The 13,691-nt window shown below is 42.1% G+C and carries 11 protein-coding genes; 6 read left to right on the forward strand and 5 right to left on the reverse strand.

Annotated features, from left to right (window positions below; all coding sequences use genetic code 11):
- Positions 1 to 8: 8 nt before the first annotated feature.
- The 5 genes from ACSQ8P_RS12560 to ACSQ8P_RS12580 all read right to left on the reverse strand — a co-directional run bounded on the left by ACSQ8P_RS12560 (position 9) and on the right by ACSQ8P_RS12580 (position 5,531).
- Positions 9 to 1,094 (reverse strand): GerAB/ArcD/ProY family transporter, encoded by a 1,086-nt coding sequence (locus ACSQ8P_RS12560; RefSeq protein ID WP_436235489.1) that lies wholly within the window; start codon positions 1,092 to 1,094, stop codon positions 9 to 11.
- 8 nt (positions 1,095 to 1,102) lie between these two features.
- On the reverse strand, positions 1,103 to 1,336 hold the full coding sequence (locus ACSQ8P_RS12565; protein WP_436235490.1) for a hypothetical protein: 234 nt from the start codon (positions 1,334 to 1,336) through the stop codon (positions 1,103 to 1,105).
- Positions 1,326 to 2,492, reverse strand: a complete 1,167-nt coding sequence (locus ACSQ8P_RS12570; RefSeq protein WP_436235491.1) for a Ger(x)C family spore germination protein — start codon at positions 2,490 to 2,492, stop codon at positions 1,326 to 1,328. The genes ACSQ8P_RS12565 and ACSQ8P_RS12570 overlap by 11 nt, the downstream gene beginning before the upstream one ends.
- A complete protein-coding gene (locus ACSQ8P_RS12575) occupies positions 2,479 to 3,996 on the reverse strand; it encodes a spore germination protein (RefSeq protein WP_436235492.1) in 1,518 nt (505 codons plus the stop codon). The genes ACSQ8P_RS12570 and ACSQ8P_RS12575 overlap by 14 nt, the downstream gene beginning before the upstream one ends.
- A gap of 140 nt (positions 3,997 to 4,136) precedes the next feature.
- The gene (locus ACSQ8P_RS12580) at positions 4,137 to 5,531 is read right to left on the reverse strand and encodes an MFS transporter (RefSeq protein ID WP_436235493.1); all 1,395 of its coding nucleotides are present in this window, start codon (positions 5,529 to 5,531) and stop codon (positions 4,137 to 4,139) included.
- Positions 5,532 to 5,647: 116 nt separating this feature from the next.
- Here ACSQ8P_RS12580 and ACSQ8P_RS12585 point away from each other — a divergent pair, with 116 nt between their 5' ends.
- The 6 genes from ACSQ8P_RS12585 (at position 5,648) to ACSQ8P_RS12610 (ending at position 13,679) form a co-directional block, all read left to right on the forward strand.
- On the forward strand, positions 5,648 to 6,532 hold the full coding sequence (locus tag ACSQ8P_RS12585) for a LysR family transcriptional regulator (RefSeq protein WP_436235494.1): 885 nt from the start codon (positions 5,648 to 5,650) through the stop codon (positions 6,530 to 6,532).
- 32 nt (positions 6,533 to 6,564) lie between these two features.
- The gene (locus tag ACSQ8P_RS12590) at positions 6,565 to 6,693 is read left to right on the forward strand and encodes a hypothetical protein (protein ID WP_436235495.1); all 129 of its coding nucleotides are present in this window, start codon (positions 6,565 to 6,567) and stop codon (positions 6,691 to 6,693) included.
- Between the two features lie 247 nt (positions 6,694 to 6,940).
- Positions 6,941 to 9,322, forward strand: coding sequence for a helix-turn-helix domain-containing protein (locus tag ACSQ8P_RS12595; RefSeq protein WP_436235496.1), 2,382 nt, complete (start codon positions 6,941 to 6,943; stop codon positions 9,320 to 9,322).
- Positions 9,323 to 10,098: 776 nt separating this feature from the next.
- Positions 10,099 to 11,739, forward strand: a complete 1,641-nt coding sequence (locus ACSQ8P_RS12600; RefSeq protein ID WP_436235497.1) for an extracellular solute-binding protein — start codon at positions 10,099 to 10,101, stop codon at positions 11,737 to 11,739.
- A 77-nt stretch (positions 11,740 to 11,816) separates the two neighbouring features.
- Complete coding sequence (locus ACSQ8P_RS12605) at positions 11,817 to 12,794, forward strand: ABC transporter permease (RefSeq protein WP_436235498.1); 978 nt, start codon at positions 11,817 to 11,819, stop codon at positions 12,792 to 12,794.
- Positions 12,795 to 12,806: 12 nt separating this feature from the next.
- Entirely contained in the window at positions 12,807 to 13,679 is an 873-nt protein-coding gene (locus tag ACSQ8P_RS12610) for a carbohydrate ABC transporter permease (RefSeq protein WP_436235499.1), read from the forward strand.
- Positions 13,680 to 13,691: the final 12 nt, after the last annotated feature.

Raw genomic sequence — 13,691 nt, forward strand, 5'->3', positions numbered from 1 at the left:
GGGATACGCTATATTCGCTTGCGCTTTCTCATCAAGGTTAAAAAAACTAATAAGATGGGAATAATCGCAGTCGGAAGTAGGGAAGAAACCAGCGCAATTGTAGTGTTATAAAGATAAAGGTCGCTCATACGGATAAAGCTTTTTTGTGTCATCGCAAAAAATAAAAGCCCAACTGGGAGAATAAAATTTCGCGTATTTTTTAATTGTAGTGTATGAGCGAGCAACTTGATAAAAATATGTTGGAGAACGACAATTTCGAATAAGGTAAATATGGTCCAAATACCGATGATGATGATCTCAATTCTTTCCAAATATTCTCCGAATTTAACCATTTGAATAGACGAGAAAAAGGGGAACATAATTGTTCCTGCCAAATCTAGTCCAAGCGAACCTAATGTTAAATAAGTCGCTAGTAATAAATAGAGAAATGAGAGAACTAAGGCACTTAAGCTAATTGTGAATATCTTATCCAAATTCTTCACACGATAGAGGATAAAAACAAAAACGATAGATTTTCCAAACGGAAAATAGAAGGAAAGCCAACCACCGTAGACAATTTCCAAAATATGATGTTGAAACTGGGGCAGGAAAGGATTGGTTTCCAATTCTCTTATAATAAATAAACAAATGATTGCAATGCCCACTAAAAAGAAGGGCATAATCACTTGTGTGGACCGAACTATCGTACCAAGACCTAGGAATGTGGCATATGTCGTACATAAGATAATAAATAGCATGATTTGGTTAGATGGTAAATTTGGAAGAACAACTGTCGTATAAAAGAACGATAAAGCCCGACAGGCTGCCGTCTGAATTTCAAGAATGTAGAGTAGATAAATACTAATAAATAATTTTGCCAGCTTGCTTCCTACTAGGTTATCAAAAATCTCAACCATTTTTAAGTTAGGGTACTGCTTCTGTATATAGCACATCAACTGCATCATAATAATGGCAAGGGTAGTCCCTATGGTATAGGAAATCCAAACATCTTGTTTTAATAACTTAGCTTCGTTCAAAAACAGAGTGGAGAAGCCAGACAAATAGCTGAATAATAAAAACCCAAACTGGACATAAGTTATTTTAACTGACTTCATGACGACTCCTAACTTACTTTTAATTGTCCTAACATATAATCCGAGACTGATTTAAACAATTTGGTGTAGAGGGACTCCACTGTTGGCAGGGTGTAGTGTCCTATCGGAATACAGTAACCTACAATAACTGTGGAGAGCAGAAGTATTGCTATCGCATCGTGATTATTTGTTTGCTTTCGTAAATATAGGAATTGTTTGATGCCATAACCTATAGCCAGTACACAGATGATACTATTCAACATATCCATTTTCTCCTAGATTTTGAATCAATCCTATTTTTTCAATGGCAACATGAACATTTGTCTGGATCGGAATTGTTGGGTAAATCTCATTCCAGTTATTTTTTATCCGATTCCATTCATAGGGATGATGTTGTTTAAATAGCTCAGAGAATCCTAGAACGTCTACTTTCAACTCTTTTTGTAGGTGATTCAAGCTTTTCTGGATCAACTTTTCCATGACCTTGGCAGCCTCTTGCTCTAGTTGATCGATTGTATCCGGATTAGCAAACGGTAGAGGTTCAGTCATTTCTCCTATTGTTGAAGTTAAATCTAAATTAATATCGATGCTGGGTTTACCGTCAACGAAATTGCTTTGGATGAATTTCTTTTTAACTTTAAAAAATAATGTCACTTTATTAGATTTATAAGGAATAGTTTCGTTGAAAATTAGGCTGTTCCATTTCTTTTTCTCTGCCAATAAGTGAACAACTAGCACATCGGATCCCTTCAACCAATCCGTCATTTTATCCTTGTTTATTACTGCAGCACCGTTAAAATATAGAACCTCACTAGATTTACTTTGCTTCGAAGTACTCAACCTACCTACAACGTAGCCTCTGTATGGATTAATACTCCAATTGGCAACATCTTGTATGATCTGACTAATACTTTTTCCCCACTCTTTTTCATTTCGAACTTTTCCCTGCAAATCGTTAAAAAGTAAATCTCCAGTTTCCGATTTTAAGTTTAATATGTCTGCAGCATTGCCATCATTAATAAAAAGATAACTGGTAAGCCGGACTTGCCGATTCCTTGTTATGAAATCCAGTATTTCATACAAAGAATGACGTGCTGCATTTTCGCCAACGAGAATAAATTTATTGTGCTGCCAAGTCAATGTTTTGCCTGCGCGGCTTCGTAAATTTTTGGCAGAATCCAAAATAGAGATGCCGGTTGCACTTGCAACCCACTCAGAAAGTCCACTCGATTTATCGGTACTTTTTGCTGATGGAAGCAAGCAATACGCAGTAAATACATACCTATTCTTATCTAGATCATAATCTATCCCCGTTGCTGTAACTAAAGCTATATCGCTAATTTCTATCCTATCCTGTGTACATCCCACTAGGAATAAGGACATAAAAAACAAAATCAAATATATGTTAGTCCTTTTCATAATTCTGCTCAACATCCTCTAAAAGTAGTCCTTCCTTGTTGTGAGAAGTACCTGTCATTTTGTTTTTACCCTTCATGTTAGATCTGTATCTGACTGGAAGGAGTACATACTTCATGATATTACTTCTTAAGCTGCTACCATCATTGGTGACCGCTAAAAAAGGGACACCAAAGGATTGTAAAGAACATAGATGTAAGATAAGTATGAACAAGGACAACGAGAGTCCAAACACACCACAATAAGCTGTAAAAAGCATGACAGGGAAACGAAGCATACGTAACGCGATAGCCGTACTAAAGGATGGGATAGCAAAGGAGGCAATTCCTGTCATTGCAACTACAATCACCATTGGACGGGATACGATGCCAGACTGTACAGCAGCTTCCCCTATAATAAGTGCACCGACAATGCTAACTGATTGTCCAACAGCACGGGGAAGACGAAGACTGGCTTCTCGCAGAAGCTCGAAGGATGTTTCCATGAGGAGAGCTTCCACAAAAGTAGGGAATGGAATACCTGCTTTTGAGGAAATAAAAGTCATCATTAATGGGGTGGGAATCATCTCGAGATGAAAGGTCGTCAAGGCGATATATAAGGAAGGTCCAAACAAAGATAGAAACAGACTGATCAGACGAATGATCCGCAAAAAGTTTGCGAAATAGAATCTTTCATAAAGATCTTCACTGGGGTGCAGCATTTCAAAAAAAGTGGATGGTGTAAGTAAAGCAATTGGTGTACCATCCGTTATAATTCCTATTTTACCCCTAGATAGAGCTGTAGCCACTCTATCTGGTCTTTCAGTTGTGACAAGCTGAGGAAAGGGGGAGAACGTACTCCCCTGAATCAACTCCTCAATTTGAGTGTTAGCAATTAGAAAATCCAATTGAATGGATTCAAGTTTATGTTGTAGAGCAGTAAGAATATCTAAATCGACAAGGTTTTCAAGATATAAAATCATGACTTTTGTGTTGCTTTTCTGTCCAAGAACGTACAATTGTGATTTTAGGTCTGGCGTCTTAAGCTTCCTATACACCATACTCAAATTTTTATGTAGATCTTCCGTAAAGCTCTCTCTTGGACCACGAACATTGATCTCGATTTTCGGTTCTTCGATAGAACGAGTCTCATATCCTGGAAGTAACATACCATAAGCTTCAGTATGACCTTCAATTAATACTACAAAACCAGCATCTGTAATCAAACTTACGATATTATCAATATCTGACATTACATGAATAGTACCAAGTGAGTAAATCGTTTCTAGTATGGATTCACAAGTAAGTTTCGACATGTGACGCATGTCTTCGTTAATTTTACGAATGATATGTTGATTCAAACTTTTTTCATCGATAAGGACATCTAAGTAGATGATGCAAGCGTGTATAGTTCCTTTTTCTCCTGTGAATTTACGTATAACTAAAGAATCACAGTTTGAGAAAATTTGTTGGATTTTTTGCAAATTAATGCTAATGGAAGAATTAATGTTATCTAACTTTAGTTTCATAAACAAGCCCTCCGTAAACCCTAAGGAACTATTGGAATGAAACGAATAAGATAAGAAGCAACCGTTTCTCATTTATTATCATCTTGCGGCATCCAAAATATACCTTGCGTTAAGTAAAAATGAGCAGCATTATGGCTGATTTAAGAATTCAGGGATGCTTCACGTGGTGGGGAGGCCAAGCGTCTCCGATTCAAGAATAGTAGACACATGGCAATGACCGTGAGAATAATCCCGAGTATTCGTAAACCACCCGCGCTGAATGCATCCCCCATGACAATGCTGATCAATAAGGAAGAGAGAATGGTTCCCAGGTATCTTGATGTATTGAACAATCCAGAGGCTACCCCGATGATTTCTTTCGGTGAGCTATGGAACATAGCGGCTTGCATCCCGACATTGTTCAACCCGTTGCTAACCCCGAACGCGGCTAAAACCAAACACACACTGATCATCGAAGAAGTTGGATGCCATGTTACGATCCATATGGACCCAAGTGTCATCAGGATTGCGGAAAGTAGCAAGGCTGGTCGAGGTCCTGATTTATCAATCCATCGACCTGCTAGGGGAGATACGATAAGTGAACATAAGCCTAGGCTTAGCATGAGAAGCCCCGTGTGGAACTCACTGACATGTCGTACCATCTGCAAATAAGACGGTAATCCGAAAAAGAGCGAGTAAAATAGTACGTTAACGAGCATGAATTCGATATTGACCCTCGTCAGTGCCGGATATTTGGCGAATGTGCGCAAAGGAATAAAGGGAGTTGCCGTTCTTAACTCATGTCGTACGAAAGCCCCCAGTGAAACTAGGCCAATCAGACCCACAAAGACATGCTTCATGGAGATATGCCCAGCGGATTTGGCTGACAGCAGTCCAACGAGCAGCCCAACCAGCCCCACTGTGAACAATAGAATGCCGGATGTATCGATCAACGCCAACCATTTTCGAAAGGATAGCTTGTGTGTAAGGGGTGTTGTTTGTTGGTCATTTGGAATGAACCTCCAGGCGAGTAGATAGCTCGCCACTACGAACGGAATATTGACGAGGAAGATAGCCTGCCAATCCCACCAGTGAATCAAAATCCCGCCAATGAAAGGGCCAAATGCTGCAGCTCCGGATAGGAATATGGACATGACAGATAGAGCAATCGCTTGTTTCTCTGTAATATGAACCCGCACAATGGCCATGCCAACCGCAACCATCATGCTTGTTCCTATCGCTTGTATAATGCGGAATACAAGAAGCAACCCAAAGTATGGCGATAGCGGGGCTAATAATGAAGCAATGAAGGCGATAACCAGCCCAGCAAGAAATATCTTTTTACGACCGAATAAATCACTGGCCTTTCCCATGACAGGCTGTGCAACAGCACTTGCCAAGTAGAATACAAATATGATCCAGGACACCTCTGTGAATGCAAGTTGGTACACATTTTGCAGCCTTGCCATAGCAACGGCAATCATCGAAGAATTTAATGGGTTTAGCAACACCCCCAAACCTACTGAAATCAACAACCATTTGCTGCGATTATTCATGTCTGACACCCCCTGTTTACTGATGCCATCGTACTTGAAATTCATTATTTATTCCAATGACTTTTATGTTATGATTTCATTGATTGGAAGGAATGAGTCGGAGGCGGTGGTGTAAAATGGAACTACTTCAATTGCAATATTTCATCACGGTTGCTCGATTGGAACATATGACTGAGGCCGCACAAAGCTTACATGTTACACAATCATCCCTAAGCAAAACGATACAACGTTTGGAAGAGGACCTAGGGGTTCCACTATTCGATCGAATCGGAAGGAAGCTCCGATTAAATGAGTTCGGAAGCAAATTCCTTCAGCGTGCCGAAAGGGCTTTATTTGAATTGGAACAGGGGAAGCAGGAGCTCAGTGATTTATCCAGTCCGGAACATGGTGCCCTCGAATTGGCTGTTACTGCCGCAAGCACCTTGCCCAATATCCTTCGAGCGTTCAGGAAAAAGCGCCCCCATCTCCAATTTCATGTACAAATGCTGTCCACGCAGGAAATGGTGACGCTTCTTCATCGAGGCGAAGTCGATTTTTGCTTGTCCTCACCGCCTGTTCAAGGGGAAGACATAGAATGTCAAATCGTGTGCATGGACCCGATCCTCTTAGCGGTTCCTTTGGGGCATCGACTGGCAGGTAGAAGCAGTGTTTCCTTAACCGAGCTTAGGAATGAATGGTTTGTTGGTGTGAAGAAAGGTTATGGCACCCGCGATTTAGTAGACTCCGTATGCCATTCGGTTGGATTTGCACCAAAGTATGTGTATGAGGGGAATGAACCTGCAAGATTAAGCACACTCGTTGAAGCCGAGATCGGCATAGCCTTCCTACCGAGCTCAGCAAGGAACTCACGTGAACAGATCGCCTATCTACACATAGAAGATCATGAATTGGTACGGGAAATTGCTTTATTATGGCACCGAAGTCGGTACATTTCCCGGGCCGCTCAGGAATTCCGCGAAGTCGTAGTCGCCTATTTTCAGGAGATGTATACGAATACTTGATTTTAAGGTGGAAGGCAAATAGGAGGGGAACTATGATCACTTGCGTAGTTCTGTTCGGCGGGACAATCGGGAAATTGATCTTTGGGGTTAGAATTGTAAATGCGAGTGGGCGCTATCCTACCACTACAATCAATATTCAGGTACTCACTCCTAATGGCTAGTGCACTGTTTGCATTATGTAAAGAGATAATAAACACGGGAATCGGACCGTTTAGCGACATGTTGGCTAACTGGTCATCCTTCATCAACCTACTGTCCAGGCTGCCGACATCGTCGGCAGCCTGTTGAATTCTAATGGGCAAGATTGAAACGTTGTGAATCAGCAGTTGCCCTTGCAGTTTCTTTTATAAAGTTATATTGCAACTTTGATGAAGAGAAGATACAATTTCTAGTAAATTCGATTACGGAATGGACGGTGATCTTGTTTTGAAAATGCCTTTTATTTTACGCCTTGTCAATAGCCGCAAAAGTGCACTTTCTACGATAATTGCCTCCAACTTATTTATCCTTTTGATACCGCTTGCAATGGGGCTTTTTCTGTACGCCAAGGTGGAACAGAGCTTGGAGAGGAGCACGACAAGGTCCAATGTGGCTATGCTGGAGCAGCTGAAACTGTCCCTCGATAACAAATTATCAGAAGTGGATAAATTAATGCGTCAGGTGGTGTTTGATCCGAAGCTGGATTATATGCTTCGAATCCCTGCCAACTCGAGTGATGTAGATAAATATGAGTTTATTCAATTCATGCGGGACAAGATGAGTAAGTATCACAGTATGACTAGCAATTTTATCCTCGATTACTACGTGTATTTTGCTAGCAGCGATACCATTGTCAAATCGGACTTAGTAACAGACTCGCGGACGTTCTATTCCATCTACTACGCTTATAAGAATATGTCTTATGAGGGTTGGCGCCAGTTGATGGACAAGTTGCACAGCGTGGACTACCTGCCGGTGAATTCCTTATCCAATGGCCTAGATCAAGCACCGAAGGACGTTATCACCTATATACAATCACTTCCGATTCATTCTCAATCCCAAAATCTCGGTAATTTTACTGTGTTGATTGACGTCGACCAGGTGAAACAATTGTTTGCACAGCTGGAATCAGCCAACCATAGTTCCGTTTATATTATTGATAACGCAGGAAAAACGATTATGAGTAATAGTGAAAGCCCCTTTCCTTCCGATTTGCTAGGGCGCATTCAAGAAAGTACGGGTCCGTTTGATTACCGACTAGGCAGTGTGGATCAAGTCGTTTCGGTCACATCCTCCCAAAAAGCAGGCTGGAAATATGTATCTATCATGCCAAATGACGTTTTCATGCAGCAGGTTAATCAAATTCAAAGTTGGTCGATCGGTCTCTTTATTCTCTGCTTAATCTGTGGATTAGTAGCTGTCAGCATCGGTGCATATCGCACGTACAAGCCTCTCCAAAAAACGGTTAATGCTATTATGCGCGGAAAAGAAATGATCATGCGTCCTTCCTCGAACGAATACGAGTTTATACGGCAAACTGTTGAAGGCTCTATCCATGAAGAGAAGAACTTGCGTATGACCTTAGCGCAACAAATTCCGTTTATCCAAGCCAATTACTTGTCTCGTCTGTTGAATGGTCGCATGGATGTGGACATATCGGTTGAAAACGGAGATTCTCTTCAGTTTATGAATCTAGCCTTTACGAGCGACTGTTTTGCAGTCCTGATTGTCAAAATCGAGGATATTCATGACTTAGCGGAAGAAGATGAACAGCAATGGGCACATGCTAGGTTTATTATTTCGAATATTGGCACGGATCTGATTGCGCTTAATCATAAAGGATTTTCGGTTGAACTCGACCGAGATCGCATTGTACTTCTCATTAACCTAACACCCAATCGGGAGAAATTCGCCGAATCGGATATTCGAGAAATCGCGGAATCGCTCTTCAGCATTACTTCACAAAGATTCCAAATTGGTATGACAATCGCAGTCGGCGGAGTACATTCAGGTCCAAAAGCTATTCGCGATTCGTATCCTGAAGCACTAGCGGCACTTGAATATAGGTTGATTCTGGGTAAACATGCAACGATTTATTTCCAAGACATTCTCGATGTTAAGCAGCATTATTATTATCCACTTGAAATTGAGATTCAGCTCATTAACTTTGTTCGCAGCGGGGATACCGAGAATGTGGTTAAACTGTTGGATAAAATCTATTCGATGAATTTTGATTCCAGTCATATTACGCCTGAGTTGGGCAGATGCCTGTTTTTCAACGTGATAAGTACGTTCTTGAAAATTATGAACTCCACCAATACGAATCAGGATGAGGTGCTGGGCTCAGATTTCGATCCGATCAAGGAAGTATTCAGTTACCCAACTGCGCAGGGCATGTATACCAAAACCAAAGAGCTTTATGAGACGTTGACTCGCTCGTTTACTTGGGATCGATCCGATCATAGTACGCAGAGGCTGCAGGAGATCATCGGAATAGTCCATGAGAACCTTGGCGATTCCAATCTTGGAGTTGCGCAAATTGCGGAACGTATCCAGATGACACCGCAATACCTCTCCACGTTTTTCAAAAAGCATCAAGGGCAGAACCTATTGGATTACATCACGCATAAACGAATTCAACAAGGCAAGCAGTTAATGGAGAACAAAGAATTAACGATCGTCCAGATCGCCCAAAAGATCGGCTACAACAATGATGTCGTCTTCATTCGAGCATTTAAGAAGCTGGAGGGTGTAACACCAGGGAAATACCGGGAGACGATGCTACCGGAAATCATTGGTGCAGATACATAAAAGGCAGCCTCTTGGGGCTACTTTACCACATAAGAAAGTATACGTTTTCGGTTTCCGAAAACTGATTGAATATTGGTGGTAAAACCTACCATATATAGGGGTCTTTGGTCGGAGATCAAAGTCTCTCCACTTCTAAACGCGGTCGCTCATTCTTGAATGGCCTCGATAGGGCTGGAAGTATCGTAAATATACGGTGCGCCAGAGGCAAATAGATGGATTTTATACAGTTATATTTCGGGATTTTCCGAGCAAATGCTTAATAAATGGAGAAGCTACAGTTAATTTTATACAGTTAGCCAATATGACCGAAGAAATGTGAATTTAACTACATATTTTACAGTTAAATCGAGTTTTCAAAGAAATTTCTCGTAAATAGCTGTATGTTTTCCAGTTAAAACAAATGTGTAGCCTACGTGTCCCTCCAAATCTACAAACGACACCAATACCGTTTGAAATCCCTTTTGATAGAAGTGTTTGTGGAAAAATAATGTTTGTGTTTCACGTGATAAGGCGGCTATATGTCCTCATAAACACTTTGATACGTTTAGAGGACGGCGTAGCCGTTTATTTTGTTATTCAGGGCGGCTACTGACGATTTCTAAGACGGACTGATCATTTCTCTTCTAGCCCGTATTTCTTATGAAAATACAACGAAAATGAGAACTAGGCAGTAGGCATGCTGGAGCAGGAGAAGCATACTTGGAAACAGGTGCTGGATGACGAACGATCGGTACCAAGCAAGCTTAGCGTTACTCAAATAAAGGGAGGCTAGAAGAATGAAGAAAAGGTTGAAGCAAGTAGGATCTGTTGTATTGATGTCTGTACTGGCGGTTTCGGTAGCGGCTTGCGGTGAGGATACGGGAAGCAGTAGTTCATCGGCAACGCCGCAGTCAGCTACTAACACACAGCCGCCGAAGTTGACGAAATTAACGTACTGGGTAGCGAATCACTCAGCAGCCTCATCTCAGATGAAAACATACGCTGAAATGGGGATGTATAAGGAGCTTGAGAAAACAACTGGTGTAAAAGTTGAATTCCAGCATCCACCACTCGAGGTTCCTCAAGCGCAAGAGCAATTCAACTTAATGATTGCGACAAACGAACTTCCAGATGTGATAGAAGCGAGTTGGGGAACGACAAGCGGTGCGGTTATTCGTTATCCTGGCGGACCAGAAAAAGCGATTTTAGATAAGAAAATCATTAAACTAAACGATCTCATCGACAAGTATGCACCGAACCTCACGAAGCTGCTTGCGGCTCATCCAGACTGGAAAAAGCAAATCTCAACGGATGAAGGCAGCATATATGCGTTTCCCTTCTTACGCGGAGATGACAAAGTTAGGGTGTTCTTCGGTCCATCCATTCGCCAGGATTGGCTAGATAAGCTAGGTTTGAAGATGCCGACAACCATCGACGAATGGTACACGGTATTGAAAGCGTTTAAAGAAAAGGATCCGAATGGCAATGGCAAAGCGGATGAGATTCCCATTTATTTGGATAAAAATCTGTTTGCAACGGATGCGCCTTTCCTCGGAGCTTGGGGCATTAACTACAGCTTCTATCAAGATGGCGGCAAAGTGAAGTATGGGCCGATACAGCCTGAATACAAAGAATTCCTGACAACCATGAATAAATGGTACAAGGAAGGCTTGCTGGATAAAGATTTCGCAGCACCTAATGATAAATTATTGGATAACAAAATGACGACCAATCTCTTGGGAGCAACGGCTTCCTTCAATGGGGGAGGCATCGGTAAGTTTGCTGGTCTTATGAAGGATAAGGATCCAAAATTCGATTTGGAGGCTGCACCTTACCCTGTCTTGAAGGCTGGGGACAAAGCGATTTGGGGTCAAAAGGATTTTGCTTTTAACGGTGTTGGAGCCGCCATCTCGTCAGTCAACAAAAACCCGATCGAAACGGTAAAATGGCTTGATTATGCTTACGGTGAAAAAGGCGACCTGCTGTTCAACTATGGGGTAGAAGGCACTAGCTACAAAATGGAGAACGGTAAAGCAACCTTCCTTCCGGATATTTTGAATCCGCCAGCAGGAACCAGCATTCAACAATCCATTGCGAAGTATAATCGCGCAACATGGAGTGCCCCTTTCGTACTTAGCGATAATTTCCAATTGCAATATCTGGCTTTACCACAGCAGAAGAAAGCATTGGAAATCTGGTCGAAGCCAACGGCTGAGCGTAAAATCCCTCTTGTATCGCCGACACAGGATGAAAGCAGCAAATTCGCTTCCATCGTGACCGACATCCAAACGTATCAAGATGAGATGCTCTTGAAATTCATCATGGGCGTTGAACCGATCGGCAATTTTGATCAGTATGTGAAAAAGATTCAGGGTATGGGAATTGACGAAGCGATTAAAATCCAGCAAGGAGCACTCGAACGGTTCAATAAACGTTAAGGAAGAGTTTGAGGGGGATGAATCCGGTTTATCCCCTGATTTCTTTATAGAAACTAGAAAGAAAGGCTAGGGTGACGATGAGGCAAAGTACCGCAAATGGTAAGGCTAAACATGCTGTGACGACAACGAAATCCTATCGCGATCCGACAGTCCTACAAACCATACGTGGGGATTTGAAACGGCATTGGTCCATTTATATGATGGCTCTTCCCGTTATTGCGTATTACCTCATATTTCATTATGGACCAATGTACGGATTGCAAATTGCTTTTAAAGATTTCTCGCCAGCGAAAGGGATTTTGGGTAGTCCATGGGTCGGATTGAAACATTTCGAAAGCTTTTTTAACGGTATTTACTTCTGGAGATTAATTAAAAATACGATTTTGATAAACATTTATGACCTGCTGTTCGGTTTCCCGGCCGCTATCATTCTGGCGTTGCTGCTTAACGAAATTCGCCATAGCGTGTTTAAACGGGTTGTACAGTCCATCTCCTATTTGCCGCATTTCATTTCGATCGTGGTTGTATCGGGAATGATGATTGATTTTTTAAGTCGGAATGGTCTCATTAATCAAATTATGGGTACTTTTGGTATCGAATCGATTGATTTTTTACAAAAGGAAGCCTGGTTTCGCTTTCTGTTCGTTTCGTCTGGCATATGGCAAGGCATCGGTTGGGGATCTATCGTGTATTTGGCGGCGATGGCCACAATTGACCCGACGCTGTATGAGGCGGCCAGGATGGATGGCGCAAACCGCTGGAAGCAAACACTGCATATTACCATTCCGGGCATCATGCCGACGATTGTGATTTTGTTTATTTTGCAAATGGGAAATATGCTGACGGTCGGCAGTGAAAAGGTGCTTTTGCTTTATAATCCGCTTACTTACGGAACTGCGGATGTTATTTCGACTTATGTCTATCGCAAAGGGGTATTAGAGGCAAGCTATAGCTTCACAGCAGCTGTTGGGCTATTCAACTCGGTGATCAGCTTTGTTCTGATCGTAGCCGCCAATAGCTTTGTCAAAAGGATCAGCGAGAACAAACTGTGGTAAGGAGAATTACACATGAAACTAACCAGTGGAGAGCGAACATTTGGCTACTTGAATACGCTAGTGATGCTCGTACTTTGCGCGGTCACCCTCTATCCATTCCTGTACGTAGCACTCGCTTCCTTTAGTGATGCGACGTCATTGCTGCAGCATCGCGGTCTGATGCTCAGACCGGCTGGCTTTGATCTCGGGGCATACAAAGCCGTTTTCGAGAACCCAATGATCATGAAAGGGTATCAGAATACACTTGTCTACGTTGTGCTGGGTACAGCAATTAACCTGTTCATGACAGCGATAGGTGCCTATGTATTGTCGAGACCGAATCTTTATTTTAAAAATATCATCATGTTCTTTATCGTCGTGACCATGGTGTTTCACGGTGGACTCATTCCGAGTTACTTGCTCGTGAACGATCTCGGCATGATGAATACCATGTGGGCTATTCTCATTCCAGGTGCGATCAATACGTTCAATATGATTATCATGCGTACTTCCTTTCAAGGGATCCCCGTCAGCTTGGAAGAATCCGCTAGAATGGATGGCGCAGGCGATTGGAAGATCCTATTCCGAATCGTCATTCCCCTGTCAATGCCGGTTATCGCAGTCATGATCTTGTGGTATGCGGTTGGGCATTGGAATTCCTATTTTAATGCGCTGGTCTATTTACGGAATCGTGAAGCTTATCCTCTCCAGCTTGTGCTGCGTGAAATTCTGATTTCCAACAATACGGATTCCATGATGGCTGGTGGAGGCGACGATAAATATGCGATCGGAGAAACCATTAAGTATGCGGCGATTATGGTCTCGACACTACCGATCATTTGTCTATATCCGTTTCTTCAGAAGTATTTTGTCCAAGGCGTGTTGATTGGGGCGATTAAGGAGTAAGGAGAGGTACCT

It is taken from the genome of Paenibacillus sp. LjRoot153 (genome assembly GCF_964253085.1).
Classification (GTDB): Bacteria; Bacillota; Bacilli; order Paenibacillales; family NBRC-103111; genus Paenibacillus_E.

What these genes read in the sequence shown, in the direction of transcription:
- ACSQ8P_RS12560 (WP_436235489.1), bottom strand. Translation starts at nt 1,094, where the DNA reads ATGAAGTCAGTTAAAATAACTTATGTCCAGTTTGGGTTTTTATTATTC.
- ACSQ8P_RS12565 (WP_436235490.1), bottom strand. Translation starts at nt 1,336, where the DNA reads ATGTTGAATAGTATCATCTGTGTACTGGCTATAGGTTATGGCATCAAA.
- ACSQ8P_RS12570 (WP_436235491.1), bottom strand. Translation starts at nt 2,492, where the DNA reads ATGAAAAGGACTAACATATATTTGATTTTGTTTTTTATGTCCTTATTC.
- ACSQ8P_RS12575 (WP_436235492.1), bottom strand. Translation starts at nt 3,996, where the DNA reads ATGAAACTAAAGTTAGATAACATTAATTCTTCCATTAGCATTAATTTG.
- ACSQ8P_RS12580 (WP_436235493.1), bottom strand. Translation starts at nt 5,531, where the DNA reads ATGAATAATCGCAGCAAATGGTTGTTGATTTCAGTAGGTTTGGGGGTG.
- ACSQ8P_RS12585 (WP_436235494.1), top strand. Translation starts at nt 5,648, where the DNA reads ATGGAACTACTTCAATTGCAATATTTCATCACGGTTGCTCGATTGGAA.
- ACSQ8P_RS12590 (WP_436235495.1), top strand. Translation starts at nt 6,565, where the DNA reads ATGATCACTTGCGTAGTTCTGTTCGGCGGGACAATCGGGAAATTGATC.
- ACSQ8P_RS12595 (WP_436235496.1), top strand. Translation starts at nt 6,941, where the DNA reads ATGGACGGTGATCTTGTTTTGAAAATGCCTTTTATTTTACGCCTTGTC.
- ACSQ8P_RS12600 (WP_436235497.1), top strand. Translation starts at nt 10,099, where the DNA reads ATGAAGAAAAGGTTGAAGCAAGTAGGATCTGTTGTATTGATGTCTGTA.
- ACSQ8P_RS12605 (WP_436235498.1), top strand. Translation starts at nt 11,817, where the DNA reads ATGAGGCAAAGTACCGCAAATGGTAAGGCTAAACATGCTGTGACGACA.
- ACSQ8P_RS12610 (WP_436235499.1), top strand. Translation starts at nt 12,807, where the DNA reads ATGAAACTAACCAGTGGAGAGCGAACATTTGGCTACTTGAATACGCTA.